General features: G+C 71.4%; 28 protein-coding genes. 12 read left to right on the forward strand and 16 right to left on the reverse strand.

Features of this window, described 5'->3' with window-relative positions; all coding sequences use genetic code 11:
• Positions 1-48: 48 nt before the first annotated feature.
• The 7 genes from ACIQVL_RS25395 to ACIQVL_RS25425 all read right to left on the reverse strand — a co-directional run bounded on the left by ACIQVL_RS25395 (position 49) and on the right by ACIQVL_RS25425 (position 7,039).
• The gene (locus ACIQVL_RS25395) at positions 49-465 is read right to left on the reverse strand and encodes an NUDIX hydrolase (protein WP_403426335.1); all 417 of its coding nucleotides are present in this window, start codon (positions 463-465) and stop codon (positions 49-51) included.
• Complete coding sequence (locus ACIQVL_RS25400) at positions 462-1,484, reverse strand: CHAD domain-containing protein (protein ID WP_403426337.1); 1,023 nt, start codon at positions 1,482-1,484, stop codon at positions 462-464. The genes ACIQVL_RS25395 and ACIQVL_RS25400 overlap by 4 nt, the downstream gene beginning before the upstream one ends.
• Entirely contained in the window at positions 1,465-3,822 is a 2,358-nt protein-coding gene (locus tag ACIQVL_RS25405) for an RNA degradosome polyphosphate kinase (RefSeq protein ID WP_403426339.1), read from the reverse strand. The genes ACIQVL_RS25400 and ACIQVL_RS25405 overlap by 20 nt, the downstream gene beginning before the upstream one ends.
• A gap of 196 nt (positions 3,823-4,018) precedes the next feature.
• A complete protein-coding gene (locus ACIQVL_RS25410; protein WP_403476424.1) occupies positions 4,019-4,861 on the reverse strand; it encodes a hypothetical protein in 843 nt (280 codons plus the stop codon).
• Positions 4,858-5,766: an ABC transporter permease gene (locus ACIQVL_RS25415; RefSeq protein ID WP_403426342.1), complete on the reverse strand. Its 909-nt coding sequence runs from the start codon at positions 5,764-5,766 to the stop codon at positions 4,858-4,860. The genes ACIQVL_RS25410 and ACIQVL_RS25415 overlap by 4 nt, the downstream gene beginning before the upstream one ends.
• Positions 5,763-6,641, reverse strand: a complete 879-nt coding sequence (locus tag ACIQVL_RS25420) for an ABC transporter ATP-binding protein (protein ID WP_403476425.1) — start codon at positions 6,639-6,641, stop codon at positions 5,763-5,765. The genes ACIQVL_RS25415 and ACIQVL_RS25420 overlap by 4 nt, the downstream gene beginning before the upstream one ends.
• Positions 6,638-7,039, reverse strand: a complete 402-nt coding sequence (locus ACIQVL_RS25425; protein WP_351961596.1) for a GntR family transcriptional regulator — start codon at positions 7,037-7,039, stop codon at positions 6,638-6,640. The genes ACIQVL_RS25420 and ACIQVL_RS25425 overlap by 4 nt, the downstream gene beginning before the upstream one ends.
• 111 nt (positions 7,040-7,150) lie before the next feature.
• On the opposite strand from ACIQVL_RS25425, the gene ACIQVL_RS25430 reads away from it, so the two are divergent.
• From ACIQVL_RS25430 to ACIQVL_RS25450, 5 genes are all read left to right on the forward strand, one after another.
• On the forward strand, positions 7,151-7,711 hold the full coding sequence (locus ACIQVL_RS25430; protein WP_403426346.1) for an RNA polymerase sigma factor: 561 nt from the start codon (positions 7,151-7,153) through the stop codon (positions 7,709-7,711).
• Entirely contained in the window at positions 7,708-8,517 is an 810-nt protein-coding gene (locus ACIQVL_RS25435; RefSeq protein ID WP_403426348.1) for a zf-HC2 domain-containing protein, read from the forward strand. The genes ACIQVL_RS25430 and ACIQVL_RS25435 overlap by 4 nt, the downstream gene beginning before the upstream one ends.
• Before the next feature lie 16 nt (positions 8,518-8,533).
• Positions 8,534-9,394 (forward strand): ABC transporter ATP-binding protein, encoded by an 861-nt coding sequence (locus ACIQVL_RS25440; protein WP_403426350.1) that lies wholly within the window; start codon positions 8,534-8,536, stop codon positions 9,392-9,394.
• Positions 9,391-10,932, forward strand: a complete 1,542-nt coding sequence (locus ACIQVL_RS25445) for an ABC transporter permease (RefSeq protein WP_403476426.1) — start codon at positions 9,391-9,393, stop codon at positions 10,930-10,932. Before ACIQVL_RS25440 ends, ACIQVL_RS25445 begins: the two co-directional genes overlap by 4 nt.
• Before the next feature lie 133 nt (positions 10,933-11,065).
• Positions 11,066-11,266 carry a hypothetical protein gene (locus tag ACIQVL_RS25450; protein WP_403426354.1) on the forward strand — a complete coding sequence of 67 codons (201 nt, stop codon included), beginning with the start codon at positions 11,066-11,068 and terminating at the stop codon, positions 11,264-11,266.
• 7 nt (positions 11,267-11,273) lie between these two features.
• Here ACIQVL_RS25450 and mshD read toward each other — a convergent pair whose 3' ends face one another.
• Positions 11,274-12,203 (reverse strand): mycothiol synthase, encoded by a 930-nt coding sequence (gene mshD / locus ACIQVL_RS25455; RefSeq protein WP_403476427.1) that lies wholly within the window; start codon positions 12,201-12,203, stop codon positions 11,274-11,276.
• A gap of 290 nt (positions 12,204-12,493) precedes the next feature.
• On the opposite strand from mshD, the gene ACIQVL_RS25460 reads away from it, so the two are divergent.
• Together ACIQVL_RS25460 and ACIQVL_RS25465 are read left to right on the forward strand one after the other, a co-directional pair.
• Positions 12,494-13,714, forward strand: a complete 1,221-nt coding sequence (locus tag ACIQVL_RS25460; RefSeq protein ID WP_403426358.1) for an RNA-guided endonuclease InsQ/TnpB family protein — start codon at positions 12,494-12,496, stop codon at positions 13,712-13,714.
• Positions 13,715-14,749: 1,035 nt separating this feature from the next.
• Positions 14,750-16,540 (forward strand): ABC transporter ATP-binding protein, encoded by a 1,791-nt coding sequence (locus ACIQVL_RS25465; protein WP_403426360.1) that lies wholly within the window; start codon positions 14,750-14,752, stop codon positions 16,538-16,540.
• On the opposite strand, the gene ACIQVL_RS25470 is transcribed toward ACIQVL_RS25465, so the two are convergent.
• Positions 16,530-17,267 (reverse strand): response regulator transcription factor, encoded by a 738-nt coding sequence (locus ACIQVL_RS25470; RefSeq protein ID WP_403476428.1) that lies wholly within the window; start codon positions 17,265-17,267, stop codon positions 16,530-16,532. The two genes, ACIQVL_RS25465 and ACIQVL_RS25470, sit on opposite strands and share 11 nt — an antisense overlap.
• 55 nt (positions 17,268-17,322) lie before the next feature.
• Positions 17,323-18,060, reverse strand: a complete 738-nt coding sequence (locus ACIQVL_RS25475; RefSeq protein WP_403426364.1) for a PH domain-containing protein — start codon at positions 18,058-18,060, stop codon at positions 17,323-17,325.
• Between the two features lie 360 nt (positions 18,061-18,420).
• On the opposite strand from ACIQVL_RS25475, the gene ACIQVL_RS25480 reads away from it, so the two are divergent.
• On the forward strand, positions 18,421-18,705 hold the full coding sequence (locus ACIQVL_RS25480) for a hypothetical protein (protein WP_403476429.1): 285 nt from the start codon (positions 18,421-18,423) through the stop codon (positions 18,703-18,705).
• A gap of 14 nt (positions 18,706-18,719) precedes the next feature.
• On the opposite strand, the gene ACIQVL_RS25485 is transcribed toward ACIQVL_RS25480, so the two are convergent.
• Positions 18,720-18,992 (reverse strand): hypothetical protein, encoded by a 273-nt coding sequence (locus ACIQVL_RS25485; protein WP_403426368.1) that lies wholly within the window; start codon positions 18,990-18,992, stop codon positions 18,720-18,722.
• A 116-nt stretch (positions 18,993-19,108) separates the two neighbouring features.
• Here ACIQVL_RS25485 and ACIQVL_RS25490 point away from each other — a divergent pair, with 116 nt between their 5' ends.
• The 4 genes from ACIQVL_RS25490 to ACIQVL_RS25505 all read left to right on the forward strand — a co-directional run bounded on the left by ACIQVL_RS25490 (position 19,109) and on the right by ACIQVL_RS25505 (position 20,997).
• Complete coding sequence (locus tag ACIQVL_RS25490; protein ID WP_403476430.1) at positions 19,109-19,933, forward strand: helix-turn-helix domain-containing protein; 825 nt, start codon at positions 19,109-19,111, stop codon at positions 19,931-19,933.
• The gene (locus ACIQVL_RS25495) at positions 19,930-20,151 is read left to right on the forward strand and encodes a DUF397 domain-containing protein (protein WP_403476431.1); all 222 of its coding nucleotides are present in this window, start codon (positions 19,930-19,932) and stop codon (positions 20,149-20,151) included. The genes ACIQVL_RS25490 and ACIQVL_RS25495 overlap by 4 nt, the downstream gene beginning before the upstream one ends.
• Positions 20,152-20,287: 136 nt before the next feature.
• Positions 20,288-20,638 carry a hypothetical protein gene (locus ACIQVL_RS25500; protein ID WP_403426372.1) on the forward strand — a complete coding sequence of 117 codons (351 nt, stop codon included), beginning with the start codon at positions 20,288-20,290 and terminating at the stop codon, positions 20,636-20,638.
• Positions 20,635-20,997 carry a hypothetical protein gene (locus ACIQVL_RS25505; RefSeq protein WP_403476432.1) on the forward strand — a complete coding sequence of 121 codons (363 nt, stop codon included), beginning with the start codon at positions 20,635-20,637 and terminating at the stop codon, positions 20,995-20,997. Before ACIQVL_RS25500 ends, ACIQVL_RS25505 begins: the two co-directional genes overlap by 4 nt.
• On the opposite strand, the gene ACIQVL_RS25510 is transcribed toward ACIQVL_RS25505, so the two are convergent.
• From ACIQVL_RS25510 to ACIQVL_RS25530, 5 genes are all read right to left on the reverse strand, one after another.
• Entirely contained in the window at positions 20,969-22,396 is a 1,428-nt protein-coding gene (locus ACIQVL_RS25510; protein WP_403476433.1) for an ATP-binding protein, read from the reverse strand. The two genes, ACIQVL_RS25505 and ACIQVL_RS25510, sit on opposite strands and share 29 nt — an antisense overlap.
• On the reverse strand, positions 22,393-23,127 hold the full coding sequence (locus tag ACIQVL_RS25515) for a response regulator transcription factor (RefSeq protein ID WP_403426377.1): 735 nt from the start codon (positions 23,125-23,127) through the stop codon (positions 22,393-22,395). Before ACIQVL_RS25515 ends, ACIQVL_RS25510 begins: the two co-directional genes overlap by 4 nt.
• Before the next feature lie 102 nt (positions 23,128-23,229).
• Positions 23,230-23,508, reverse strand: coding sequence for a hypothetical protein (locus ACIQVL_RS25520; RefSeq protein ID WP_403476434.1), 279 nt, complete (start codon positions 23,506-23,508; stop codon positions 23,230-23,232).
• 29 nt (positions 23,509-23,537) lie between these two features.
• Positions 23,538-24,677, reverse strand: coding sequence for a S1C family serine protease (locus ACIQVL_RS25525; protein WP_403426381.1), 1,140 nt, complete (start codon positions 24,675-24,677; stop codon positions 23,538-23,540).
• Positions 24,678-24,999: 322 nt separating this feature from the next.
• Entirely contained in the window at positions 25,000-26,022 is a 1,023-nt protein-coding gene (locus tag ACIQVL_RS25530; RefSeq protein ID WP_403426383.1) for a LacI family DNA-binding transcriptional regulator, read from the reverse strand.
• Positions 26,023-26,027: the final 5 nt, after the last annotated feature.

Consider the following 26,027-nt stretch of genomic DNA (forward strand, 5'->3'; position numbering starts at 1 on the left):
CCATTCGGGCCCCGGTTTCCGTTTGGAACCCCGGTTCCGCCGCGCCCGCTAAGGGGTGTTGTGCAGCGAAGCCAGCAGTTCGTCCACCAGCTCGGCGTCGCGCGGCTGGGTCAGGCGCTGCCGGGCCTCCGCGGGGCGGAGCCACAGGATGCGGTCCACCTCGTGGTTCGGGGTGAAGTGCCCCTCGCCCGCCTCGCCAGCCCAGTAACGGACATCCTTGGGGCGGCCGTTGGCGTAGTAGTGGGCGGTGGAGAGCTCGCTGCCGAGGGCGGCCGCGTAGCCGGTCTCCTCCGCCACCTCGCGCAACGCGCCCGTGACCGCGTCCTCGCCGCGTTTGAGCTTGCCCTTCGGGTGCGACCAGTCGTCGTACTTGGGGCGGTGGACGAGGCAGACCTCCAGGCCGCCGTCGACCGGCGAGCGGCGCCACAGGACGCAGCCCGCCGCCAGCACCGGGGTGTCGGTCACACGGCCTCCACCCGCTGCTTCTGCCACGCCTGCTGGAACTCGAACCTGGCCGCCTCCACCTCGTGCCGCTGGTCGGCGTGGAGCACACCGAGGGCGTACGCGGTCGCGGGGGCGATGCGCGGGGTGCGGGCCGCCGCCGCGGCCGCGGCCGCGGCTTCCGAGGCGTCCCGGTGCCGGTTCAGGGCCTGGCCGGCCGCGAGCAGCCGTACGTCCACGGGCGCGTCCTCGCCGCACAGCACCTCGCGGGCGTAGCGGTGCAGGCGCAGCAGGAGGCGGACCTGGTGCCAGGGGCCGTCCTGGGGATGCGGGGCCGGGTCCGGGGACAGGCCGTGGACCAGGGCCTCCGCGTTGTAGGGATGGCCCGCGGTGACCAGCGGGAGTGCCGTGATGGCGTCGGTGAGCCGTTCCGCGGCCGCCGACGCCAGCGGGCGCAGGTCGGTCGAAGGCGCCGCGGCCGTCAGCGGGACCTCGCTGGCCAGCACCGCGACCTTGTCGGCGACCGCGTGGAAGCGGGAGGAGCCGAGCGCCTGGAGGGCCGTGGAGTGGGCCCGGGTGCGGGCGAGGGTGAGCTGGCGGTCGAGGAGGGCGCCCGCCTTGGCCGCACCCACCGTGAGGTTGCCGCGCTCGGCCACCGCCTCCGAAGTGGCCTGGTTCGGCAGGCTCGTCGAGCCGGAGAGGCGGTGCAGCGCCAGCAACAGGCGCTCCAGCCGGGCCTCGTAGGCGTGCTCAAGGCCCAAGGTGCCGGACAGCCAGGCGAGTTCGGGGCGGATCTCCTCGGACCAGTTGGCCTCCAGGAGCGGTCGGAAGGTGTGCAGGCTGCCGCTGATGCGCCGGGCCGAGCGGCGCAGGGCGCGGGCCGCGTCGACGGACTCCGTCGTCGCGCTCGCCGTCCCGGTCTCCCGGTGCAGGCGCAGCGCGCGGAGGAACTCCGTGGCCTGGGCGCGCAGGTAGCCCGCGAGGGCGTCCCCGGTCGTCACCCGGGCCGTCGGGTCCGTCGGTTCAAGGTGTTGCTGTGCCACGCCGGCGCCTCCGGGCGTCTATGAGCATCTCCTGGATGTTGCGCAGGGGTTGGCCGTCCGCGTCGGTCGCGTGCCGGGTCCACTCGCCGTCCGGGCCCAGGTGCCAGGAGGAGGTGGAGTCGGACATGCCTGATTCGAGGAACCGGTTGAGCGCGGCCCGGTGAGCCGGGTCGGTGACCCGGACCAGCGCCTCTATCCGGCGGTCGAGGTTGCGGTGCATCATGTCGGCGCTGCCTATCCACACCTCGGGCTCGCCGCCGTTGCCGAAGGTGAAGACCCGGGAGTGCTCCAGGAAGCGGCCGAGGATCGAGCGGACCCGGACGGTCTCCGACAGGCCCGCGACACCCGGGCGGATCGCGCAGATGCCGCGCACCCAGATGTCGACTGGCACGCCCGCCATGGACGCGCGGTAGAGGGCGTCGATGATCGCCTCGTCCACCATCGAGTTGACCTTGATGCGGATGAACGCGGGGCGGCCGGCCCGGTGGTGCTGTATTTCCTTCTCGATGCGCGCGATCAGTCCGTCGCGCAGCGACTTGGGGGCCACCAGCAGGCGGCGGTAGGTCTCCCGGCGGGAGTAGCCGGAGAGCCGGTTGAACAGGTCGGACAGGTCCGCGCCGACCTGCGGGTCGGCGGTGAGCAGCCCGAGGTCCTCGTACAGTCTCGCCGTCTTCGGGTGGTAGTTGCCGGTGCCCACGTGGCTGTAGCGGCGGAGCGTCTCGCCCTCCTGGCGGACCACCAGGGACAGCTTGCAGTGGGTCTTCAGACCGACCAGGCCGTAGACGACGTGACAGCCGGCCTCCTCCAGCTTGCGCGCCCACTTGATGTTGGCGTGCTCGTCGAAGCGGGCCTTGATCTCGACCAGGACGAGGACCTGCTTGCCGGCCTCGGCGGCGTCGATGAGCGCGTTGACGATCGGGGAGTCGCCGGAGGTCCGGTACAGGGTCTGCTTGATCGCGAGGACGTCCGGGTCCTCGGCGGCCTGCTCGACGAAGGCCTGCACGGAGGTGGAGAAGCTGTCGTACGGGTGGTGCAGCAGCACGTCCCGCTCGCGCAGGGCCGCGAAGATGTCGGGCGCGGACGCCGACTCGACCTCGGCGAGGTCGCGGTGGGTGCCCGCGATGAACTTGCGGTACTTCAGCTCCGGCCGGTCCAGGCTCGCGAAGCGGAACAGGCCGGTGAGGTCGAGCGGTCCTGGCAGCGGGTAGACCTCGGCCTCGGAGATCTTCAGCTCGCGCACCAGCAGGTCGAGCACCTCGCGGTCGATGGACTCCTCGACCTCCAGGCGCACCGGCGGCCCGAAGCGGCGCCGCATGAGCTCCTTCTCCAGGGCCTGGAGCAGGTTCTCCGCGTCGTCCTCCTCGACCTCCAGGTCCTCGTTCCGGGTGAGCCGGAAGGCGTGGTGCTCCACGACCTCCATGCCCGGGAACAGCTCCTCCAGGTGGGCGGCGATGACGTCCTCGATCGGGACGTAGCGGCCCGGGGAGCTCTCCAGGAAGCGGGACAGCGACGGCGGCACCTTCACACGGGCGAAGTGCTTGTGACCGCTGACCGGGTTGCGGACGACCACGGCCAGGTTCAGGGAGAGGCCCGAGATGTACGGGAAGGGGTGCGCCGGGTCGACCGCCAGCGGGGTCAGGACCGGGAAGATCTGGTGCCGGAAGAGCGTGAAGAGCCGCGCCTGCTCCTTCTCGGTCAGCTCGGCCCAGCGGACCAGGTGGATGCCCTCCTCCGCGAGCGCGGGGGCGACGTCCTCGTGGTAGCAGGCGGAGTGCCGGGCCATGAGCTCGCGGGAGCGGGCCCAGATCATCTCCAGCACCTCGCGGGGCTGCAGCCCGGAGGCGGAGCGGGTGGCCACCCCGGTGGCGATCCGGCGCTTCAGACCCGCCACCCGGACCATGAAGAACTCGTCCAGGTTGCTCGCGAAGATCGCCAGGAAGTTCGCCCGCTCCAGCAGGGGCGTGTTCGGGTCCTCGGCCAGTTCGAGGACCCGCTCGTTGAACGCGAGCCAGCTGCGCTCCCGGTCGAGGAAGCGCCCCTGGGGCAGCTGGACCCCGTCGACCTGCGAGTCCTCGTACGTGTCGAGGTCGGCGTCGAGGTCGGGTTCCAGGTCGGAGACCACGGCGGCCACGGTGTGCGGGCGGTGTGCTGCTATGGAGCCCACGGAGGGCTGGGCGTGGTGGACCTCGGCTGCCTGGGCGTTCTGCTGACTCATGACCCCATTCTTCCGCGCCCGGGCCGTGACAGGCGCGTCGGAGCGCGCGGGCGGGAGCTGGACCACCCCGTTTCCCGCGAACCCCTCGGGGGGCGGCGAAGGCTCTGGCACGGCGGGCTTCATTGGCTGAGCGTCGCAAGTCCGTCTGAACCAATGGTTACGAAGACATGGCGTATGGGATAGCGGAGGGAGGCTCGCGGACGTCTGTGATCAGCCTGAGGAGGCCTTCGGGATCACGAAAGTGACGATCCTGTACGACCTTCCCACCGGCCCGGTGCGTCCTTCGCCCGTCCGGGGGACGCGTGGGACCGACGGTCTCTCAGCGGGTCCGGCGGCGCAAGAGCCAGAATGCGCCGACGGTGGCCGCGGCGGCCAGGGCGAGCACCATGGCGGTGGCGGCGAGCTGCAGGGCCCAGAAGCCGTGCAGCGGGCCGCGCAGCGGCTTCCACGCCTCGCGGAGGTACAGCCTGACCACCAGGGTCGCGGCGGCGGCCGTGCCGAGCGCCGGGAGGGTGCGGCGCAGCGCGAGCCCGGCTAGGGCGCCGGCGGCGAGCCCGAGCAGCAGCAGGGCCGGCAGCAGCGGGCCGTGCGGGATGAAGACCCGGTCGTAGGTCCAACTGCTGACCAGCTGCGACTGGTCGGAGCCCCACACCCAGCCGAAGACCGCGGCGAGCAGCCCGCCCCCGGCGGCCACCGGCAGGGCGGCCGCGGTCAGTTTGCCGGCCAGCCAGCGGGCCGGGGACACGGACTGGGTCCAGGCGAGCCCGGCGGTACCGGACTCCAGCTCGCGGCCGATCAGCGCCCCGCCCGCCCAGGCGGCGACGGCGACGCAGGAGTAGGTGAGGGCCTCGCCGACGAAGTTGACGACGTTGGTGGCGTCGGTGAACGCCGAGTAGTCGCAGCTGGGGAGGTCGCCGGCCGGGGTCACGTAGTGAAAGCCGTGGCAGGCCCGCTCGGCGGGTACCTCGGCGAAGTGCACCCAGAGCAGCCAGCCCGTCACGAGCAGCACGAACGCGGCCCAGACGAGCAGCGCGGGGCGGTGCAGCCTGTGCAGCGAGCGGTAGGCGGCCGCGGGACCGGGAGCGGGAGCGGGACCGGGAGCGGAGCCGGAGCCGGAGCCGGGAGCTGAGCCGGAGCCGGGGGCGGCGGGCAGGGCGGTCATCGGGCGGTCGTCCTTCCGGTCAGCCGGCGCAGTGCGAGGAAGCAGCCCACGGTCAGCAGGGCGGTCACGGCGAGGAGCAGGGCGGTGCTGGTCAGCTGGAGCGGCCAGGAGTGCGAAGCCGGGTGGTAGTCGCCGTACTGGACGTCGTCGGCGAGCTTGCCCAGCCGCCAGGTCCAGGAGCTGTTGGGGAGGGCGAAGAGGGCATCTCCGGTGCTGGTGCGGGTCGGCCACAGGCGGGGCAGGAGCAGCTGGACGGCGGTCCAGACCGCGCCGGTGAGGAGCAGACCGAGGCCCAGGGCGGGCAGGGTGCGGCGGGACAGCAGGCCCGTCAGCGCGCCCGCCGCCACTGCGCACAGGGCCAGCGCGACGAGGGTGGGGCCGTTGGTGTGGAAGGTCGGGACGTCGTACCACTGCTTGGCGGTGTCGATGCGGCCGTTGCCCGCGGCCCAGGCCAGGTGGTGCAGCCAGACCAGCAGGGCGGTCCCGGCGGCGACGGCCGCGGCCGGTACCGCGAGCCGGACGGTCAGCCAGCGCACCGGGGTGCTGGACTGGGTCCAGGCGAGCCGGGCGGTGCCGGACTCCAGCTCCTTGCCGAACGCGCCACCGGCCCAGGCGGCCACCAGGAAGGGCACCGCGGCCAGGGACAGGGTGGCGTAGTTGTACCAGTCCTTGTAGCGCAGGATCGCGTTCTGGTTGTACTTGCACCGCTCCCAGTCCGTGCAGGCGTCGTACTGGCGCCAGGCGTCGGCCGCGGCGTCGGTCAGCGGGCCGTGCAGGAGGAGGAGCAGGGCGGCGAGGGCCAGGACCAGGCCCGTCCAGACGTACAGCGCGGGGCGGTGCAGGCGCAGCAGCCAGCGGGTGAGGTGGGCCCGGGGGGCCGGCGCGGGTGCGGTCAGGGTGGTCATACGGTGGCCTCCACCGCGGTCAGGGCCGGGGCCTCGGGGTTGCGGAGATGGGCGAGGACCAGCTCTTCCAGGGAGGGGGCGCCGGTGCGCCAGTGCTCGGGCAGCGGGCCCGCCGGGCGGACCAGGGCGCTGAGCTGCCGTCCGGTGGTCCGGGAGTCCACGACGGTGTGCGGGGCGAGGTCGGCGTCGGCGGGGGCGGCGACCCGGGCGTGGGCGGCCAGCAGGTCGTCGATCTCGCCGGCCAGCCGGACCCGGCCGCCGCCGATCAGCAGCAGGTGGTCGCAGGAGTCCTCCAGTTCGGCGACCACGTGCGAGGACATCGCGATCGTGGTGCCGTGCTGGGCGGCCTGCACCATCAGCACGCCCATCAGCTCGTGCCGGGCCAGCGGGTCGAGGTCGGCCATCGGCTCGTCGAGGAGCAGCAGTTCGGGCCGCTTGCCGAGGGCGAGGGCGAGCGCGACCCGGGTGCGCTGGCCGCCGGAGAGGGTGCGGACCCGGGACCTCGGGTCCAGGTCGCCGGCGGCCACGACCTCGTGGGCGGCGGCCGCGTCCCAGCGCCCGGGGTTGAGGTCGGCGCCCATCGCCAGCGTCTCGGCGATCGTCAGCTGCGGATACAGCGGCTTGTCCTGGGCGACGTAACCGACCCGGCCGCGTGCCTCGGCCGGGGTGGTGCCGAGGACGGTCAGTTCGCCCTCGGTCGGGCCCAGCAGACCGGCGGCGAGGGCGAGGAGCGTGGACTTGCCCGCTCCGTTGGGGCCGACGACGGCGCAGACCCGTCCGGCGGGGAGCCGGAAGGTGCAGTCGCGCAGCGCCCAGCCCCCGCGCCGGCCGAACTGCTTGCCGAGCGCGGACGCCGCTGTCGCGGTGTCGGTCATGAACTCTCTCCTTGGAGGTGCTTCTCGAAGTGGGTCTCGAGTACGGCGGTGAAGAGTGCGGCCACGTCGTCGCGGTCCAGGCCGGCCGCACGGGCCCGGTCCGCCCAGTCCGCCAGCTCCCCGTGCAGGGGGGACTCGGCGGCCGGGGCGGAACCGAGCGAGCGCTTCACGAAGGTGCCGAGGCCGCGCCGGGCCTCGACCAGGCCCTCGCGCTCCAGCTCCCGGTAGGCCTTGAGGACGGTGTTGGGGTTGATGGCGGTGGCCTCGACCACCTCACGGGCGGCGGGCAGCTTGTCTCCCGGCTGGAGGTGACCCAGGCGCAGGGCCTGCTTGGTCTGCTGGACGATCTGGACGTAGGTGGCGACGCCGGAGCGCCGGTCGATGCGGTACTCGACCACCCGTACAACCACCCTTTCACTAATTGAGTAGTGAAAGGGTGGTGGAAACATTGCCGGAAAGTCAACCCGGGATCGGTGAACCGATCGCCGGGGCTCGTGCGATGAGGAGACGTGAGCGGAACGAGAAGCGACGGTGAGCTGCTGCGGGCCATAGCCGCGGACTCGGACCGGCGCGCCTTCGAGGAGCTGTACCGGCGGTACGCGCCGTGGCTGACCGCGCGGCTGCGCGGCCGGTGCGCGGACCCGGCCGTCGTCGACGACGTCGTGCAGGAGACGTTCCTCGCGGTGTGGCGGGGGACCGCCCGCTACCGCGAGACCACCGAGAACGGTGTGAACGCCGACGCCGCCGGGTGGCTGTGGCGGATCGGGTCGCGGCGGCTGGTCGACGCGCTGCGCGGCGACGGGGCCCGCGGCCGGCTGCGGCAGGCGCTGGCCCGGCTCCGGCACCGGGACGAGGCCTCGGCGGAGGAACGCGTGCTCGCGGGGGTGGAGCACGGGGACCTCGCCGGGGCCCTGGTCCGGCTCTCGCCCGAACTGCGGGCGGTGCTCCAGGCGACGGTGATCGACGGACTGACCACCCGGGAGGCCGCGGTCCTGCTCGGCATCCCGCCGGGGACGGTCAAGACCCGCGCGATGCGGGCGCGCAAGCAGCTGCGGGAGGAGCTGGCATGACCTGGCATGTGGCTGAAGAAGATCTACGGGCGTACGCGCACGGCGAGTTGGCGCCGCCGCTGCTGTGGTCGGCCGACACCCACGTCGGCTCCTGCGCCGAGTGCAGGGCGGTACTGGCGTCCGTGTCGGACCCGGTCGCGCTGGACGCCGGCTGGGACCGCCTGGACGCCGAACTGGACGCCCCGCGGCCCGGGGCGGGCCAACGGCTCCTGGTCCGCCTCGGGGTCGCCGACCACACCGCACAGCTGCTCACCGCGACCCCGGTGCTGCGCCGCTCCTGGCTGGCCTCGGTGGCGTTCGTGCTGGCGGCGACGGTCCTGGTGGTCCACGCGGTGGACGCCCCGGCCCTGTTCCTGGCCCTCGCCCCGCTGCTCCCGCTCGCCGCGGTGGCCCTGTCGTACGGACCGGTCCTCGACCCGACGTACGAGATCGCCGCGGTCGCCCCGACACACGGCTTCCGGCTGCTGATGATCCGCACCGTGGCCGCGCTGACCGCCTCGCTCGGCCTCAACTGCCTGGCCGCGCTGGCCCTGCCCGGCTACGGCCTGCTCGCCTTCGGCTGGCTGCTGCCCGCCCTCGCGCTCACCGCGGCCGGCCTCGCCCTCTCCGTCCGGCTGGGTCCGCTGCTCGGGCCCGGACTGGTCGGCGGGGCGTGGACCGCCCTGATGGCGGTGGCGGCGGTGCACCCGACGCACACGTCGGTCGCCTTCACCACGGCCGGGCAGTCGGCGGCCGCCGCGCTCGCCGCACTGGCGACGCTCCTGCTCCACCAGGTGCGCGACCGCTTCGACGCCAAGCCCTACTGACCGCTGGAGTCCTGAGTTGAACACCACCGTCTCCGCCGCCGGCCTCACCCTGCGCTACGGCGGCACCCCGGCGCTCGACGGCGTCACCCTGTCCCTGACGGACGGCGTCACCGGCCTGCTCGGACCCAACGGCGCCGGGAAGACCACCCTGTTGAAGGTCCTCGCCACCGCCGTGCCGCCCGACGGCGGCACCTTCACGGTGCACGGCGAGGACCCGGCCACCCCCGCCGGCCGGCTCGCGGTCCGCCGCACGCTCGGCTACCTCCCGCAGACCCCCGGCTTCCACCCGGACTTCACGGCCTTCGAGTTCGTCGACTACGTCGCCATCCTCAAGGAGCTCACCGACCGCGGCGGCCGCCACCGCGAGGTCCGGCGCGTCCTGGACCTGGTCGGCCTTGCCGACGTACGCGGCCGGCGGATCAAGCGGCTCTCCGGCGGGATGCGGCAGCGGGTCGCGCTGGCCGCCGCGCTCGTCGGCGGGCCCCGGTTCCTGGTCCTGGACGAGCCGACGGTCGGACTCGACCCCGAACAGCGCATGCGGTTCCGGGAGCTGATCGCGGAGGCCGGCGAGGGCCGCACGGTGCTGCTCTCCACCCACCAGACCGAGGACGTGGCGATGCTCTGCAACCGGGTGATCGTGCTGGCCGGCGGCCGGGTCCGGTTCGACGGCACGCCGGCCGGGCTGACGGGCCGCGCGGCCGGACGCGTGTGGAGCAGCACGGAACGCGCCCCGGGCGCGCGGGCGGGCTGGCGCACCGGCACCGGCGCCTTCCGCAACGTCGGCGACCCGCCCGCCGGCGCCGACCTGCTCGACCCGACCCTGGAGGACGGCTACCTGCTGGTCCTCGACGACGAGACCACGGGAGTGGCGGCATGACGACCGTACTCGTGAAGGAGCCGCCGGCCGCCGGGCGCGAGCACGAGGAGCGCGGCACCGCGTCCGCGTCCGTCGTCGCCCTGGCCGTGTTCGAGGCCCGCCAGCTCCTCCTCCAGATCCCGCTGATCTTCTTCGGCCTGCTGTATCTCGCCTACGTCGGGTACGGCCTGTTCGGGCGGGACGAGGGCATGGACGCGTATCCCGTCCTGCACGACGTGGACCGCGCCACCCAGGGCGGCCCCGAGTTGTTCGCCGTGGCCCTGCTGGTGTGCGTGCACCGGGCGGCGCTGCTCGACCGGCGGCGCGGCCTGGAGGAGCAGTTCGGGGTGCTGGCGATGGCGCCCGCCCGCCGTACGCTCGCCCACGCCCTGTCCGTCGTGCCCTTCGCGGTGGGCGTGGCCGCGGTGGTCGACGTCCAGTTCGCCTGGGCGTCGCTGCGGCCGGGCGCGGTCGGCCACGGCTCGGTCTTCGAACTGGCGGTGGCCCCGCTGGCCGTCCTGCTCGCCGGTGCGGTCGGCGTCCTGCTGGCCCGGGTCCTGCCCCATCCGGCGGCCCCGCTGCTCTTCCTGCTCGTGATCGGGTTCGTCACCAGCCTGCTGCCCGCCGGTTCGGGCACGCACGGTGTGGACTGGCTGTGGCCGGCGGTGCTGCAGAACGGCGGCACCCCGGTCCCGGGCGAACTGCTGGGCCGCCCGGCGGGCTGGCACGCGCTGTACCTGCTGGGCCTCACGGTGCTGGCGGTGTGCGCGGCGATGCTGGTGGCCGGCGGCCGGGCGCGTCTCCTGAAGGCGGCGGCGGCCGTGGCCCTGGCGGCGGCGGTGGCCGGCGTGGCCGGGCAGACGCCGGGGGACTCCCCGGGCCTGCAGGCCGAGCGGAAGGCCGAGGCGGACCACCCTGCGAAGTTCCAGACGTGCGTCGAGCGGGCCGGCTCCCGGTACTGCGCGTACCCGGACTGGAAGGGCTGGACCGTCGACTGGGCCTCGGTCGTCCGTCGCGTCCAGTCCGAGGCGGGCGGCGAGCAGGCCACGACCCGTCTCACCGTCCGCCAGCGCATCCAGGAGATCACCGACCTGACCACGGACGCCACCCTCCCGACCAGCTCCACCCCGGGCACGGTCACCGTCGGCACCCAGTGGGGCGGCAACCGGGTCCCCGAGTTCGCGGTCGGGGTCGCCCGGGTCCTGGTCGCGGGCAACGAGCTGGCGTCCGTCGAGATGTGCGACGCCCGCCCGGTCACCACGATGTGGCTGGCCCTGGCCACCGGCCCCGCCCCCGAGGACACCTTCCGCCACCTCCGCATCGACGACAGCCTCGCGGGCTCGGCCTCGGTCCTCACCCCGGACGGCGGCAGCATGTCCGTCTCGGCCCAGCAGACGCAGGTCGTACGGGAACTGTTCCGCGAGCCGCACGACACGGTGGCGGCCCGGGTGAGGTCCCACTGGCAGCAGCTGGTCTCACCGCACACGACGACCGCCGAGGCGGCCCGCCTGCTCGGCGTACGGGTACCGAAGGGCCCGGACGACTGCCAGACGGGCTGACGGCGACCGCCCGGCGGCCTGATCCGGGCATGATGGAGGCGACGGGCGACGGGCGACGGGCGACGGGCGACCGGTGTCAGGCGACGGGCGACCGGTGTCAGACGGCCGGTGCCGGGCGGACGAGGAGACGGACGTGGACAACCCCTTCCGGGACGGAGGACCGGCCGAACGGGCGATGCCCTGGCTCTCGGCCCTCGTCGTCCTCGTCCTCGCCGCGGCCACCCTGGCCGGCGGTGCCGGGCCCCTGGTCAAGGCGCTCGCCGCGGCGGTCGCGGTCGCCGTGCTCGGCAGGTCCGCCTACCTGGTCAACCGCAGGCGGCCACCGAACCGGTGAGGGACCCTCAGGTCTCCGTCCGGTACATCAGGTCCGTCTCGTGGGTCACGAAGCCCAGCCGCTCGTAGACCGCGACCGCCGCCGTGTTGTCGGCGTCGACGTACAGCATCGCCGTCGGCAGGCCCCGTTCCGCCAGGTACCGCAGCCCGATGGTCGTGAGGGACTTGCCGAGGCCGCCGCCCTGGGCGGTGGGGGAGACGCCGAGGACGTAGACCTCGCCGAGGCGTTCCGCGTCGTGGACCTTCGTCCAGTGGAAGCCGAGGAGTTCGCCACCGCGCTCGGCGAGGAAGAAGCCGGCCGGGTCGAACCAGGGCTGGGCCCTGCGGTCGTCGAGGTCGCGCTGGGTGAGCGAGCCCTGTTCCGGGTGGTGGGCGAAGGCGGCCGCGTTGAGGGCGAGCCAGGCCGTGTCGTCCTGGCCGGGGACGAAGGTGCGGACGGTGACGCCCTCGGGCAGCTTCGGGTCCGGCAGGTCCAGGTCGGTCAACGGGCGGCGCATCTGGCGCAGTTCGCGGAACAGCGTGAGGCCGAGGACCTGCGCGAGGTGGCGGGCCGCCGAGTGGCCGCCGTGCGCCCAGATGCGCAGCCGCTTGCCGGACGCGGCCAGCAGGGCGGAGCCCAGCGCGCGGCCGTGGCCGTGGCCCCGGTGGGCCGGGTGGACGACCAGCTCCGCGGCCGGTGCCTCCACCGGGTCGGTGTCCTCCAGCTGGGCGTAGCCGACGAGTTCGTCGCCGACGGAGAGGAGCAGGTGGGAGACGCCCGTCCGGGCGCCGCCGCTCAGCTGGAGCCGGCCCTGCTCGGACACCGGCTGCTGGCCGTCGGCCTGAGCGGCCGCCGCCAGCAGTTCCCGTACGGCCTCGGCCTGATCCGGGGTGAGCGCGGAGTAGGTGTCGATGGAGCGGGAGTACATGGGCGGCCCTGCGGTGTCGTCGCTGGTCATGCGTACGAGGGTACGGGGCCGGACGGACAGAGTGGGGGCATGGGATACGGCAAAGAAGAGGTCAAGGGGTAATCGAGATTTAGTCATGAAACCCCTGTTGAGCTACGCGCGTTGACCCTAGGCCGGGTCGGGGCGAGCCCGAACAAGGAACGAAACGAAAGTTCTCGTCTCGAATGCGTGGCCTTCGTCGGTGGCGGTCGTTGGGCATGATGACGGATTTCCCTGACGCCGAACCGCGGACGGGGTGGGGAGCGGGGGTGCCCGTGGAGGAAGAGGAAGGGGGACGCGTCATGAAACGGACGTACAAGTTCCTCCTTCGCCCCACGATCAGTCAGGAAGCCGCGTTGCGGGCGATGCTGGCTGACCACTGCTCGCTCTACAACGGCGCGCTCCAGGAGCGCCGGGAAGCCTACCGGCATAGCTCGAAGACGAGCATCATGTACGGCGATCAGTCCGCGCAGCTCAAGGCGGTCCGCGCCTTCGACCCTGAGCGTCAAGGGCGCTGGTCGTTCAGCTCACAGCAGGCCACGCTGCGCCGCCTTGACAATGCGTTCGCCGCGTTCTTCAAGCGCGTGAAGGCCGGTCTCACACCCGGATACCCTCGCTTCAAGGGCATCGGGCACTTCGACACCGTGACCTTCCCCAAGGACGGCGACGGCTGCCGCTGGGACTCCACCCCGCACGACCGGCAGACCCGCGTACGCCTCCAAGGCGTCGGACATATCCGTGTGCACCAGCACCGGCCCGTGCGCGGCCGGGTCAAGACGATCTCGGTGAAGCGGGAAGGCCGTCGCTGGTACGTCGTCCTCGCCTGCGACGAGGTACCAGCCGAGCCCCTGCCCGCGACCGGCAGCGTCGTCGGCATCGACATGGGCACCGTGCACTTCTTCACCGACTCGGGCGGCATGCATGTCGAGAACCCGAAGTTCCTCGACACGATGGCCGACAAACTGACCGCCGCCCAGCAGCACCTTTCGACATTCCCCAAGCGCGCCGAGAAGCGCACGAAGAAGCACGGGGCCGCAGCCCGGAAGGTCGCGAAGCTGCATGCGAAGATCCGGCGTCAGCGGCTCGACCACCACCACAAGCAGGCCCTCGCTCTGGTTCGCGAACACGACGTCATCGGGCACGAGGTCCTGAACACGGCGGGCATGACCAAAGCGCCCGTTCCCAAGCCCGACCCCGAGCAGGCCGGCGCGTTCCTCCCGAACGGCGCCGCCGCGAAGGCTGGGCTGAACAAGAGCATCCTGGATGCGGGTTGGGGACAGTTCCTCGGAATCCTGGCGCAGAAGGCTGAGAGTGCCACTCGCTGTGTGATCCCGGTGGACGCCCGCAACACCTCCCGCACGTGCCCGCCCGCAATCGGCGGATGCGGGCACGTCGCCAAGGAGAACCGCGTCAGCCAAGCGAAGTTCGAATGCGTCAAGTGCGGCCTGGTGGAGAACGCCGACCGCGTGGGCGCGCTGAACGTCCTGCACAGGGCCGGGCTGGCCCTCTGCGACAGCGCTTAGCCGCCGACGCAGGAAGCCCGCGACTTCAGTCGCGGGTGGAGTCACGCAAGCGAAGCCCAGACCGTGACCGTACCGTCCGTCCGAACGTCGTACGTACACACTGCTCGTGTCTGCCGCCGTGCTGCCCGCCAACGCGCACTCCGACAAGGTGTGCGGGCCTCACCACCCGGCCACGGACCGGATCACGATCGTCCAGTAGCCACCCCCTCCGCCCCACCCCCGGCCCGGTACGCACACCCGTGCGTACCGGGCCCTTTCCGTCGGACCTGCCGGATCTGCTGGATAAAACCTATGTGAGGCAGTGAACGGTTCCCGGTTGCTCCTGAAAATTCATCTCAGCCGCAATTCATCGAGGTCTAACTGAAAATGGCTTTCTTGGGCTCTCGGACCGCGTAATGTTTTCCATGTCGAAAGCGAACGGCGCGGACGACAGAACGAAGGAGAAGATCATGAGCTTCCACAAGATCGTCCCGGTGAAGAAGGCCGAGAAGCCCGCCCCGAAGCCGGCTCCGAAGAAGAAGGACTGCAAGAAGTCCCAGCCCAAGCGCCCTGTGGGCAACCGCTAACTCGCCGGCCCAGAGGAGGGAATTTCCATGAGCTTCCACAAGATCGTCCCCGTCAAGAAGAGCCACAAGCCCGCTCCGGCCCCGAAGAAGCCCGCGCCGAAGAAGCCGGCTCCGAAGCGCCGCCCCGTCGGCGACGAGCGCTGACAAAGCATTTACAGAAGTAATTCAAATCAATTCACAGGTTGTTGCGACGGGTCAGTAGAAAAACTGTTGCAGAACCACGACACAAGTCGTCAGAGAGAGGAACAGCACCATGAGCTTCCACAAGATCGTCCCCGTCAAGAAGCACCGCAAGCCGGCCCCGGCCCCGAAGAAGCCCGCGCCGAAGAAGCCGGCTCCGAAGCGCCCCGTCGGCGACCAGCACTGACGTACGCAGCGAGGCGGGGTCACCGGTTACGCGTGGTCGCACCGGTGGCCCCGCCTCGGCCATGTCCGCCCCCCGACCGACCCCTGAAGGGAGTTGCCGACCATGAGAGAAGCCCGCAAGGCCTTCCGCCGCTTCTGGCCGCTGACCCGTGGCGACCGCAGATGGCTGTGGATGATCATCGCGTGTGTCGTGGTGTCCGCACTCGCCGAGACCGCCGCGATCCTGCTCTTCGCCGACCTCACCGACAACGCCCTGCAGGCCGGCTCGCTCTCCGCCTTCTGGGGCCCGGCCGGTGCCTGGCTGCTGGTCGCCGCGGTGGGCGCGTTCGTCGGCTACCTCGGCAACTCGCTGGCCACCTGGACCGCCGAGAGATTCGTCCTGCGGCTGCGCGCCAAGGTGTTCCGGCACGTCCAGGACCTCCCCCCGCACTTCTTCCAGAAGCACCGCCAGGGCGACCTGGTGGAACGCCTCACCGGTGACGTCGAAGCCATCGAACAGATGGTCGTCTCCGGCGTGGTCGGCACCGTCGCCGCCGCCTTCTCCGCCGTCTTCTACGCCACCGCCGCCTTCTGGCTGCGCTGGGACCTGGCCCTGGCCACCTTCGTCCTCGCGCCCCTCTTCCTGTTCGCCGCCCGCCGCTTCTCCGGCCGGATCAGGACGGCCTCCCAGGACGAGCGGGTCGCCGACGGCGCGATCACCTCCGTGGTCGAGGAGTCCCTCGGCAACGTCGTCCTCACCCAGGCGTACAACCGCCGCCGGGACGAGGAGAAGCGCCTCGACGTCGAGGCCCGCGCCTGGATGCGGGCGAGCGTGCGCGGCGCCCGGCTCAGCGAGATGTACGCCCAGTTCGTCGAGGTCGTCGAGACCCTCTGCGTGCTCGCCGTCATCGGCCTGGGCGTCTGGGAGATCTCCGCCGACCGCATGACCCTCGGCCAGCTCCTCGCGTTCGCCGCCTTCCTCGGCTACCTCTACCCGCCGATCCGCAACCTCGGCCAGCTCGGCCTCACCCTCACCGCGGCCACCGCGGGCGCCGAGCGCATCGGCGAGATCCTGGACGCCGAGCCCGCCGTCACCGACCCCGCCCGGCCCGTCGGCTCCTGGCCGGTCCGCGGCTGGGTCAGCTTCCACAACGTCTCCTTCCGCTACCCCGAGTCCCCCCGCGCCTCCCTCCGCGACGTCGACTTCGCGGCAGGACCCGGCGAACTGGTCCTGGTCACGGGCAAGAGCGGCGCCGGCAAGTCCACCCTCTCCAAGCTCCTCACCCGCTTCTACGACCCCTCGGCCGGCGTGATCTGCCTGGACGGCGTCCCGCTCACCGACGTACCCCTGGAGTTCCTCCGCGAGAACGTCGCCCTGCTCCCGCAGCAGACCCTGATCCTCAACGGCACGGTCCGCGAGAACATCGGATGCGGCCGCCCCGGCGCGACGGACTCCGAGATCGAACAGGCGGCTCGCGACGCCGCCGCCCACGACTTCGTCGCCGCCCTCCCCGAGGGCTACGACACCCACATCGCCCCCGGCACGGCCGCCCTCTCCGGGGGCCAGCTGCAGCGCATCGCCATCGCCCGCGCGATGCTCCGCGCCGCCCCGGTCCTCGTCCTCGACGAGCCGACGGCGGGCCTGGACGCGATCGCCGCCCGCCAGGTCGTGGCCCCCCTGCGCAAGCTCATGGCAGGCCGTACGACCATCATGATCACGCACGACCTCACCCTCGCCCCCGACGCCGACCGCATCCTGGTCGTCGACCGCGGCCGCCTGGTGGAGTCGGGCACCCACGCCGAACTCCTCGCCCTGGGCGGCGCCTACGCCACCCTGGCCCACCCGCTCCCCGAGGCGATCGCGGCGGAGTCGGCGGCGCCGGTCCCGGACGAGACGATGATCCTCAGGTGGTAGCGACGCTCCGGAGCGTGTACCCCAGTCCGCGCACGGTGTGGATGAGCCGCGGTTCGCCGCGGCTCTCCAGTTTCCGCCGCAGGTACATGATGTAGACGTCCAGCGTGTTGGAGGCCGGCGCGAACTCGAAGCCCCACACGTCCCGCAGGATCCGCTCCCGGCTGAGCACCCGCCCCGGATGACGCAGCAGGAACTCCAGCAGCGCGTACTCCGTCTTGGTCAGGTCGATGGCCTGCTCCCCGCGGTGCACGGTCCGGGCGCGCAGATCCATCGAGACGTCGTCGAACCCGAGGAACCGGTCCCCGCCCGGACCCGTCCCCGTCGCCCCCTCTCGCCGCGGACTGCGCCGCAGCAACGCCCGCACCCGGGCGAGGAGTTCCTCGGCGGCGAACGGCTTGGCCAGATACCCGTCGGCCCCGTTGTCGAGGGCGACGATGCGATCCCCGACGGCGTTCCGCCCGGTGATCATGAGAATCGGCACGGTGGACCCGGACGCCCGGATCCGCCGGGTGGCCGCCAGCCCGTCAAGACCCGGCATCTCGACGTCCATCAGCACCAGGTCGGGCTCGCTCTCCGGAGCCCCGACCAGATCGAGGGCCACTCTGCCGTCCCCGGCGAGGACCGTCTCGTACCCCTCGAACCTGAGCAGCCGCCCGATCCCGTCCCGTACGGCCGCGTCGTCGTCGGCCAGCAGGATCTTCCTCGCCATCTGAGCCATCTCAGCCATCTGACAAAAGTGTGACGAGCGGCTGTGGCGGGGCTGGGGGTGGGATGTGGATGGGCTACGGCTGCCGGGCCGGGGAGCGCGGCGGCCGGGTGCTCCAGTACCGGTCGAGTACGGCGGCCAGGGCGACGCCCGAGGCCAGGGGGACGCACACCATGAGCAGGAAGGGGTGGTCCGGGCGCCCCGTGGCGACCCACCAGATGTCGACCATGAACGAGAGGAAGAAGACCGCGAGCGCGCCGTACGTCCCCCACGTCCCCGCCTTGCGCCGCACGGCCCCGCGCAGGATCCGCTCCTCGACGTCCGGGCGGCGCTCCCAGGTGAGGCTGCGCAGCGGGGCGGCGGCCAGGCACAGCTCCGCGACCTCGGCGTAGGGGTCGTCCACCTGCCAGTCGTTGAGGTGCCACAGCAGGAAGCGGCGGCCCCGGAAGTCGTACAGGTAGGTGAGCCACTGGGGGGCCGCCCGCCCGGAACCGCGCGGCGCCTGCTCGACCCGGATGTCGTACACCTCCGACCAGGCCCAGGTCCGCGCACGCACCGGTCCCTGCGCGGTGATGCCGGCGGCCGTGACCCTGGTGCGCGCCCGGAACTGCTCCAGTGCGATCCGCGTGATCGCCAGGACTATCACCAGCGCGAAGACCGGCGGCCCCCACCAGTCCCTACCGCTGCCCCCGTCGGCGGAGACCCGGTTGGTCTGGACGAACGCGTTCACCAGCAGCAGCCCCAGAAGCAGAAGCTGCGTCCGGGGCTGCTTCCGCCGCTTCCGGTACTCCCGCTCGACTCCACCCTCGCCCACGATCCGAACCCCTCCCCATACGCACCGAACGGGTGCGCGACTGGGGAGAGGATAAGGCGGCCCTCTGTGATCTCTGGAAGCGGTTCGGGCTGGGGGCCGGCGGACCGTTCCGTCATCGCTCGAACGGGTGATCTGGGGCTGATTGCCCTGGTCACCGTGGCGTTTTACCTACCGTGATCAGCCAACCCTTGCGCAGAAGGTGTCACCTTGACTGCTGTCGCGCCAGAGTTCTCGAACCGACCCGACCTGGACGAGGTCCTACGGCAGGCGTGGAAGGCCAGTAAGGTCGTAAATGCCACGAACGAGTGGAGACCCCTGATGGCGGGCCGGACGGCCCCACGACGGGACCACGGTGTGCTTATGGCAGACGACACGACCATCCAAGTGTCCCGACAGGTCCGGGACCACCTCGCCCAGCTCGCCGAGGAACGAGGTGTGACCGTGGGACAGCTCGTTGAGGACCTGGCGGCACAACAGCTCACCACTGATCAGATCGCCGAGCGAGTGGCGGCCACCCGCAAGGTCCTACGGGAGCGGATGGCTTGCTCTTTGACCGACGAGGAGTTCGATCAGAGGTCGGATGTGCTGGCCAACCTCTACGCGGTGGCAGCTGAGAAGATGCGCGCCCGGAGAAACCCGGTGTGATCGCTCTTGGGGCGTCAGTCGTGCTCCAGCAGGCGCCCGCCCCGGCTGACCGCGATACGGATCACGTCCTCCAAGGACTCGGTCGCCCGTGTCAGGGCGGACCGTACGGCAAACTCACCCGCCTTCTCGTCGGCGAGAACGGCCCGGGCCCCGGCCAGTACGTCCTTGCCCGAGGCGAGTTGAGCCACCTCGACACTGTCCGCGAGGAGGGAGAGGCTGCTTCGGTGGTCGTCGGCGCTGAGGTAGCAGGGGTGGCCGTCGAGGTTGGTCCAGGGGAGGAGGCGCATGCCGGGGTCCTTTGGGGTGGGGGGATCACTGTTCGTGCCCTGATCGTCACTGATGGGTCGTACGCTGCGGAAGGGGGCCGGAGTTGACGACGGCTCCCGGCAACGGGAGGGGTGACGTGGGCGAACAGGCGGACGCGGGACCGGTTTCCGGGCGGGCCGTGCTGGGGCAGACGTTGAAGGTGCTGCGGGACAAGGCCGGGAAGTCGCTGGGGCAACTGGCCGCAGAGACCGGGTACGACAAGAGCTACCTGAGCCGGCTGGAGTCCGGGGAGCGGCTGTCCAAGGTGACGGTGATGGAGGACCTGGACGGGTACTACGGCACCGGTGATCTGCTGGTCAGCCACTGGAGAGTGGCGCGACTGGACGCGTTCAAGGACCAGTACAAGGAGTTCATGGGGCTGGAGGCGACGGCCCGGGTCATGTGGAAGTTCTCGCCGGGCATTCCCGGACTGCTCCAGACCGAGGACTTCGCCCGTGAGGTGTTGTCCGGGGCGCTGGCAACGACGGACGGAGACGAGTCGATCGAGGAGCAGGTGGCGGCACGCCTGGGCAGGCAGTACCTCCTGAGCCAGAAGCCGCAGCCCGAAGTACGCGTCATCGTGGACGAGTTCGCCTTCCGCCGCCCCGCCGCGCAAGGCCAGACCTGGCAGGACCAGCTGCGTCATCTTGAGGTTGCCGCGCAGTGGCCCAACGTGACGCTCCAGGTACTCCCCTTCTCCGCGGGCGCGCACCACCATATGAGCGGGTCGCTGACGCTGCTCTGGCAGCGGGACGGAAGCGCTGTCGCCTACACGGAAGGCAACAGCAAGGGTTGGCTGTTCGAAGATCCGGACGACATCCTGCGGGAACGACTGTCCTACGATCGGCTCCGCGACCTGGCACTGTCCCCGCCGGACTCGCTCGCCTTCATCAGGGGCCTACTGGAGGAGCACGGATCATGAGCCGCACCCCCGACCTCAGTACCGCCGTGTGGCGCAAGTCGAGTTACAGCGACGGGGGAGACAACAACTGCGTCGAGGTCGCCGACGGCCACCCCGGCATAGTCCCCGTCCGGGACAGCAAGCTCCCGGCCGCCGGCTCCCTCGTCTTCTCGGCCGTGGTCTGGTCCGGGTTCGTGGCCGGAGTCAAGGGAGAGGCCGGCCTGCGCACATTCGGGTGACATATGCCCGAGGCCCTGATGTTCGAGGCGTTGCCGCCCACACGCTGGATCCCGTGACCACGACACGAACGACTGATCCACGGAGTGCGGGGCGACGATGGTCGTAGACCTGAAGCGTCGAAGGAAGGCATCGGTCATGACCGCTCACGCCACGGAGAACGACCAGGTCATCCCGCCGATGCCGGAGCGGACACCGAAGGCGTTGCGCGCGGCCATCGCCGAGCACGCCCCCGTGCTGCTTCCGGATTTTGACGCGCACTGGAAATGGGCGATCGCCGACACGTACGACGTGGGCCCCCTGTGGGCGTTCATGGCCTTCTGGTGGGGTGAGTACGCCCTCGCGCGCGACCCTGAGCTGGACACGCATGTGCGCGATCTTGAGTACCAGGCCGGGAACGTGTGCACCGACATCACCGAGGCCAAGGCCCTCCTTGAGGAGGCGGCCAGGATCCGCCATCGCGTGCGAGCCGTGGAGCCCAGGGAGTGACCGACGGTTTCATGGGGCCGCCCTGGCAGACGGACTGGCGGCTCGATGCTCTGGCTGCTCTGGAAGCGCTGCCTACGCACGTGCGGGAAATGGTGTACGCCGCGCGTGCCGAGCTGGTCACCGCCAAGGACCCCTGCTTCCGTGGCATCGCATCCGACGCAGGCCTCCCCGAGGGCATGAAAGTCCGGCCGATCCGGTCCACCCAGCCGAAGGGCGCCTACGCGCTCTACTTCGACTACGGCAAGGGTTGGCTGAAATACACCTTCACCCGTCGAACCCAGGATCCGCAGATCCTGGTTGAGGAGGTCTTCTGGCTGGAGTTCAAACCCTCTACCCCGCGTCCGCCGGCGGAGCCGTAGGCGCCCCCGGCAGTCGTACCGTCGCCACCGTGCCGCCACCGTTCGCGCGGGCCAACGTGACGTCACCGCCGGCCTGCTGGACCGTGCGGGCCACGATGGAGAGGCCGAGGCCGGAGCCGGGGAGGGCGCGGGCGCTCGGGGAGCGCCAGAAGCGGTCGAAGACGTGGGGGAGTTCGTCCTCGGGGATGCCGGGGCCGTGGTCGCGGACGGTGAGCACGCCGCGGTCCAGGGCGACGTCGATCTTGCCGCCTTCGGGGCTGAACTTCACCGCGTTGTCGAGGATGTTGACGATCGCCCGCTCCAGCGCGGAGGGCTCCGCCCGGACGAACCACGGCTGGACGTCCGCCGTGATCGTCAGCTCCGGGCCGCGCAGGCGGGCGCGGCGCAGGGCCGCCTCGACCGTGTCCTGAAGCGCCACGATCTGCACGCGCTCACCGCGCTGCCCCTCCGAGCGGGACAGCTCCTGGAGGTCGCCGATCAGCGACGCCAACTCCGTCATCTGCGCCTTCACCGAGGCGAGCAGCGCCTTGCGGTCCGCCGGGGGGATCGGGCGGCCCGTCTCCTCGCTGCGGGTGAGGAGTTCGATGTTGGTGCGCAGGGAGGTGAGGGGGGTGCGGAGTTCGTGGCCGGCATCTGCGATGAGCTGCTGCTGGAGTTCTCGGGAGCTGGCCAGAGAGCCGGTCATGCTGTTGAAGGAGCGGGAGAGGCGGGCGATCTCGTCGTCCGATTCGTCCTCGACCGGGATGCGGACACTCAGATCCTCGGTACGGGCGACGTGCTCGACGGCCTCCGTGAGCTTGTCGACGGGGCGGAGACCGGCGCGGGCGACCGCCAGGCCGGCGGCTCCGGCGCCGACGACTCCTACGCCCGAGACGAGGAGGAGGATCAGGGCGAGGTCTTTGAGGGTTTCCTGGGTGTTCTTCAGAGGAACGGCGGTGATCAGTCCGACATAGGAGCCGTTCTGCGTGGGGAACACCTGGATCATCACGCGTAGCGCGTTGCCGTCCTTGTCGGTGCCATTGCGGAAGTAGAGCGTGCCGGTGTTCCCGGCCTTGATGGTGTCCTTGTCGGCCTGAGTGACCTTGATCTCGCCAGTGGAACCGGGCAGAAGGCAGACCCTGCTGTCCAGCGTGACGCCCTGGCCGTAGCTGCTCCGGTAGGTGTTGTTGTCCTGAGGCGTTTCGGAGCAGTCGGCGAGGGCGTTGTTGAGCACCCCGACCACCGGTCCACGCTGCTCCTTCTGCAGGTCGTTCTGGAGCTGCTCGTACAGCTTCCCCTGCACAATGAACCAGCACGTCACCGAAACCGCCGCCACCGCGAACGCCACCGCTGCCGCGACCAGCATCGACAGGCGGGCGCGGATCGGGAGGTTGCGGAAGCGGCGGGCGAGCCTGTTCACTCGGCGCCGCCCTGGCGCAGGACGTACCCGACGCCGCGCACGGTGTGGACGAGGCGGGGCTCGCCGCCGGCCTCGGTCTTGCGGCGGAGGTACATGACGTAGACGTCGAGGGAGTTCGAGGAGGGCTCGAAGTCGAAGCCCCAGACGGCCTTGAGGATCTGCTCGCGGGTGAGGACCTGGCGCGGGTGCGCCATGAACATCTCCAGGAGGGTGAACTCCGTGCGGGTCAGCTCGACCTGGCGGCCGGACCGGGTGACCTCACGGGTCGCGAGGTCCATGCGCAGGTCGCCGAAGGTGAGCGCCTCGTCCTCCTGGACGCCGTCGGTGACCGTGGCCACGTAGGAGCTGCGGCGCAGGAGGGCACGGATGCGGGCGAAGAGTTCGTCGAGCTCGAACGGCTTGACCAGGTAGTCGTCGGCCCCGGCGTCGAGGCCGGTGACGCGGTCGCCGACCGTGTCGCGGGCCGTCAGCATCAGGATCGGGGTGGTGTCGCCGGCCCCGCGGATACGGCGGGCGGCCGTCATGCCGTCCATCCGCGGCATCTGGATGTCGAGGACGATCAGGTCCGGCTGGTAGGCGGTCGCCTTCTCCAGCGCGTCCGCGCCGTCGACCGCGACCTCGGTCTCGTACCCCTCGAAGGCGAGGCTGCGCTGGAGGGCTTCGCGTACGGCCGGCTCGTCGTCGACGATCAGAATGCGCTGGGGTTCACGGTCGCCATCGGCGGGGCTCATCGCTCGCGTTTCCTCGGGGTGCGGTGGGGCTTGGTCGGGACGCCTCTCAGCCTCGCATGTTTCTCGGCTGTCGGGTATGCGCGCTGGTGGGGTGGTACGCCCCTAGCCGCGTACCAGGGTCATGCGGCTCAGCGGCACCTTGCGCTGGTGCGGCCGGGCCGCCGAGGTGCGCAGGCCCATCAGCTGCGGGGCCGGCACGACCTCCGGGGCACGCGGGGCCGGGGCCGGGGCCGGGGGCACCATGGACTCCGGGGCGCGCGGGGCCGGGGTCGGCGCCACCACGGCCTCCGTCGGTGCGTGGAGCTCGTACGCCACGGCAAGGGCCAGGCTGACACCGGCCGGGCTGTCGGCGGACATCGTGTGCGAAACCTGCTTGATCATGACGTACTCCCTTGCTCTGGTGCGGTGGTTCAGCTGGTGGAGCCCGACCGCAGCTTGGCCAGGTCGGACTTGACGGTGTTGATCGGGATGGCGAAGCCGAGGCCGACGCTGCCCGCGTCCGAGGAGGACGACGAGGAGTCGGAACTGGCCGAGTACATCGCGGAGTTGATGCCGACGATGTCGCCGCTGGCGTCGATCAGCGCGCCGCCGGAGTTGCCGGGGTTCAAGGACGCGTCGGTCTGGATCGCCTTGTAGGTCGTGGTGGACGAGCCGGTGTCGCCGTTGAACTGCTGGCCGCCGAAGGAGAACGGCCACTGGCCGCTGCCGCCGCTGCCCTGGCTCTGCTGGTCCTGGCCCTCGTCGGTGGAGACGGTGACGTCCCGGTTGAGCGCGGAGACGATGCCGCTGGTGACGGTGCCGGTCAGGCCCTCGGGGGAGCCGATCGCGACGACCGTGTCGCCGACCTGGACCCCGTCGGAGTTGCCGAGGGTGGCGGGGTGGAGGCCGGAGGCGCCTTCGAGCTTGAGGAGGGCGAGGTCCTTGGAGCTGTCGGTGCCGACGACCTTCGCGGTGTACGACTTGCCGTCGCTGGTGGAGACCTTGACCGACTGGGCGCCGGAGATCACGTGGTTGTTGGTGACGATCTCGCCGTCGCTGGTGATGACGACGCCGGAGCCGGTGGAGGTGCCGTTGCTGAGGGTCGCGTTGACCTCGACGACGCTCGGGCTGACGGCGGCGGCGATGGTGGCGACGTCGCCCTTCTTGCTGGAGGGCACCACGCTGGTGGTGGTGCTGCTGGAGACGACGTCGTTCTTGCCGGTCAGCTCCTGGAAGGCGTACGCGGTGCCGCCGCCGACGGCAGCCGCGACGATCGCGACCGCGGCGAGGAGGGCTATCGGGCCCCGGGTCCGCTTCTTGGGTGCCGAGTGCGTGCCGTGCTCCGCCGGGTGCTCCGCCGGGTGCTCCGCGTCGGAGCCGGCGGTGGGGAGTACGGCCGTACCGCCGCCGTAGCCGCCGTCGACCGCCGGCTGGTGGGTGGGCGGGGGCGGCCACTCCGGGTTGACGGGGGAGGAGGCGTGCTGCTGCTGGGGGTACGCGCCCTGGTAGGCGTCACCCTGGGGACCCTGCGGGTTCTCGTACTCGCCGCTGCGGCGGAAGCTCTCGGTCATGACAAGTAGCTTGTCCCGTGACCATGAGAGCTCCCTGAGTGCCCGCTGAGAACGCCGCGAGAAGCTCGTTTGCCCGATATAAGGAACCTTCTCGCAGGTCGCGGGCGGTTCTCATGGGCCGTTCATGAAGTTCTTGCTGTGGATTTTCGAGTGCGGACCGGCGGGGGCTGGTCGCGCAGGTCCCCGCGCCCCTGAAGGGGCGCTCACCGCAGCGCCCTTCTTTCAGGGGCGCGGGGAACTGCGCGAGCAACCACGACGCACCCGCAGTCAAGGAACCACGGGCACCACGGTCAAAACCCACCACGCACCGGAACCCGAAGAACTACCCGCACCCGCAGGAACCCCGCACCACCAGCCGCGACGGAAACGTCTTCAGGCGTTCCCGCCGCGACCCCGCCACCCGCAGGCCGTCGTCGAGGACGAGGTCGACCGCCGCGCGGGCCATCGCCGGGCGGTCCGAGGCGATCGTCGTCAGCGGGGGATCCGCCAGCGCCGCCTCCTTGATGTCGTCGAAGCCGGCCACCGCCAGCTCCGCGGGCACGTCGATGCGCAGTTCGCGGGCCGCCCGCAGCACGCCGAGGGCCTGGTCGTCGGTGGAGCAGAAGATCGCCGGGGGACGGTCGGGGCCGGCGAGGATCTCAAGGGCGACCTTGTACGCGTCGTACCGGTTGTACGGCGCCTCGAACAGCCGGCCCTCCGTCGGCAGGCCCGCCTCGTCCATCGCCCGCTTCCAGCCCTCGACGTGGTCGGAGACCGGGTCGCCGACGGCCGGGGTGTCGGCGGTGCCGCCCATGCAGGCCACGTAGTCGTAGCCGTGCTCCAGCAGGTGGCGGACGGCGAGCTGGGCGCCGCCGAGGTCGTCGGTCACCACCGCCACGTCGTCGATCGCCTCGGGCCGCTCGTGCAGCAGCACCACCCGGGCGTCCCAGGCCTCGATCTCGGCGGCGGCCAGGTCGTTCAGCGCGTGGGAGACCAGGATGAGGCCCGAGACCCGCATCCCGAGGAACGCGCGCAGGTAGTGCACCTCGCGCTCGCCGACGTAGTCGGTGTTCCCGACCAGCACCATCTTTCCGCGCTCGGACGCGGCCTGCTCGACCGCGTGCGCCATCTCGCCGAAGAACGGCTGGCGGGCGTCGGGAATGATCAGGCCTATGAGGTCGGTGCGCCGGGACGCCATCGCCTGGGCGACCCGGTCCGGGCGGTACCCCAGTTCCTTGATCGCGGCGAGGACACGCTCGCGCGTGGCCGGGGCGACCGGCCGGGGTCCGTTGTTGATGACATAACTGACAACGGCGGTGGAAGTCCCCGCCAGCCGCGCCACATCATCCCGAGTCACCTTGGCCACGCGCG

Origin of the sequence: Streptomyces sp. NPDC090499, from assembly GCF_044769305.1 — a bacterium.
In the GTDB taxonomy this organism is placed as follows: domain Bacteria; phylum Actinomycetota; class Actinomycetes; order Streptomycetales; family Streptomycetaceae; genus Streptomyces.

What these genes read in the sequence shown, in the direction of transcription:
- ACIQVL_RS25405 (WP_403426339.1), bottom strand. Translation starts at nt 3,822, where the DNA reads ATGAAGCCCGCCGTGCCAGAGCCTTCGCCGCCCCCCGAGGGGTTCGCG.
- ACIQVL_RS25410 (WP_403476424.1), bottom strand. Translation starts at nt 4,861, where the DNA reads ATGACCGCCCTGCCCGCCGCCCCCGGCTCCGGCTCAGCTCCCGGCTCC.
- ACIQVL_RS25415 (WP_403426342.1), bottom strand. Translation starts at nt 5,766, where the DNA reads ATGACCACCCTGACCGCACCCGCGCCGGCCCCCCGGGCCCACCTCACC.
- ACIQVL_RS25420 (WP_403476425.1), bottom strand. Translation starts at nt 6,641, where the DNA reads ATGACCGACACCGCGACAGCGGCGTCCGCGCTCGGCAAGCAGTTCGGC.
- ACIQVL_RS25435 (WP_403426348.1), top strand. Translation starts at nt 7,708, where the DNA reads ATGACCTGGCATGTGGCTGAAGAAGATCTACGGGCGTACGCGCACGGC.
- ACIQVL_RS25445 (WP_403476426.1), top strand. Translation starts at nt 9,391, where the DNA reads ATGACGACCGTACTCGTGAAGGAGCCGCCGGCCGCCGGGCGCGAGCAC.
- mshD (WP_403476427.1), bottom strand. Translation starts at nt 12,203, where the DNA reads ATGACCAGCGACGACACCGCAGGGCCGCCCATGTACTCCCGCTCCATC.
- ACIQVL_RS25460 (WP_403426358.1), top strand. Translation starts at nt 12,494, where the DNA reads ATGAAACGGACGTACAAGTTCCTCCTTCGCCCCACGATCAGTCAGGAA.
- ACIQVL_RS25465 (WP_403426360.1), top strand. Translation starts at nt 14,750, where the DNA reads ATGAGAGAAGCCCGCAAGGCCTTCCGCCGCTTCTGGCCGCTGACCCGT.
- ACIQVL_RS25470 (WP_403476428.1), bottom strand. Translation starts at nt 17,267, where the DNA reads ATGGCTGAGATGGCTCAGATGGCGAGGAAGATCCTGCTGGCCGACGAC.
- ACIQVL_RS25480 (WP_403476429.1), top strand. Translation starts at nt 18,421, where the DNA reads ATGGCAGACGACACGACCATCCAAGTGTCCCGACAGGTCCGGGACCAC.
- ACIQVL_RS25485 (WP_403426368.1), bottom strand. Translation starts at nt 18,992, where the DNA reads ATGCGCCTCCTCCCCTGGACCAACCTCGACGGCCACCCCTGCTACCTC.
- ACIQVL_RS25495 (WP_403476431.1), top strand. Translation starts at nt 19,930, where the DNA reads ATGAGCCGCACCCCCGACCTCAGTACCGCCGTGTGGCGCAAGTCGAGT.
- ACIQVL_RS25500 (WP_403426372.1), top strand. Translation starts at nt 20,288, where the DNA reads ATGACCGCTCACGCCACGGAGAACGACCAGGTCATCCCGCCGATGCCG.
- ACIQVL_RS25515 (WP_403426377.1), bottom strand. Translation starts at nt 23,127, where the DNA reads ATGAGCCCCGCCGATGGCGACCGTGAACCCCAGCGCATTCTGATCGTC.
- ACIQVL_RS25520 (WP_403476434.1), bottom strand. Translation starts at nt 23,508, where the DNA reads ATGATCAAGCAGGTTTCGCACACGATGTCCGCCGACAGCCCGGCCGGT.
- ACIQVL_RS25525 (WP_403426381.1), bottom strand. Translation starts at nt 24,677, where the DNA reads ATGACCGAGAGCTTCCGCCGCAGCGGCGAGTACGAGAACCCGCAGGGT.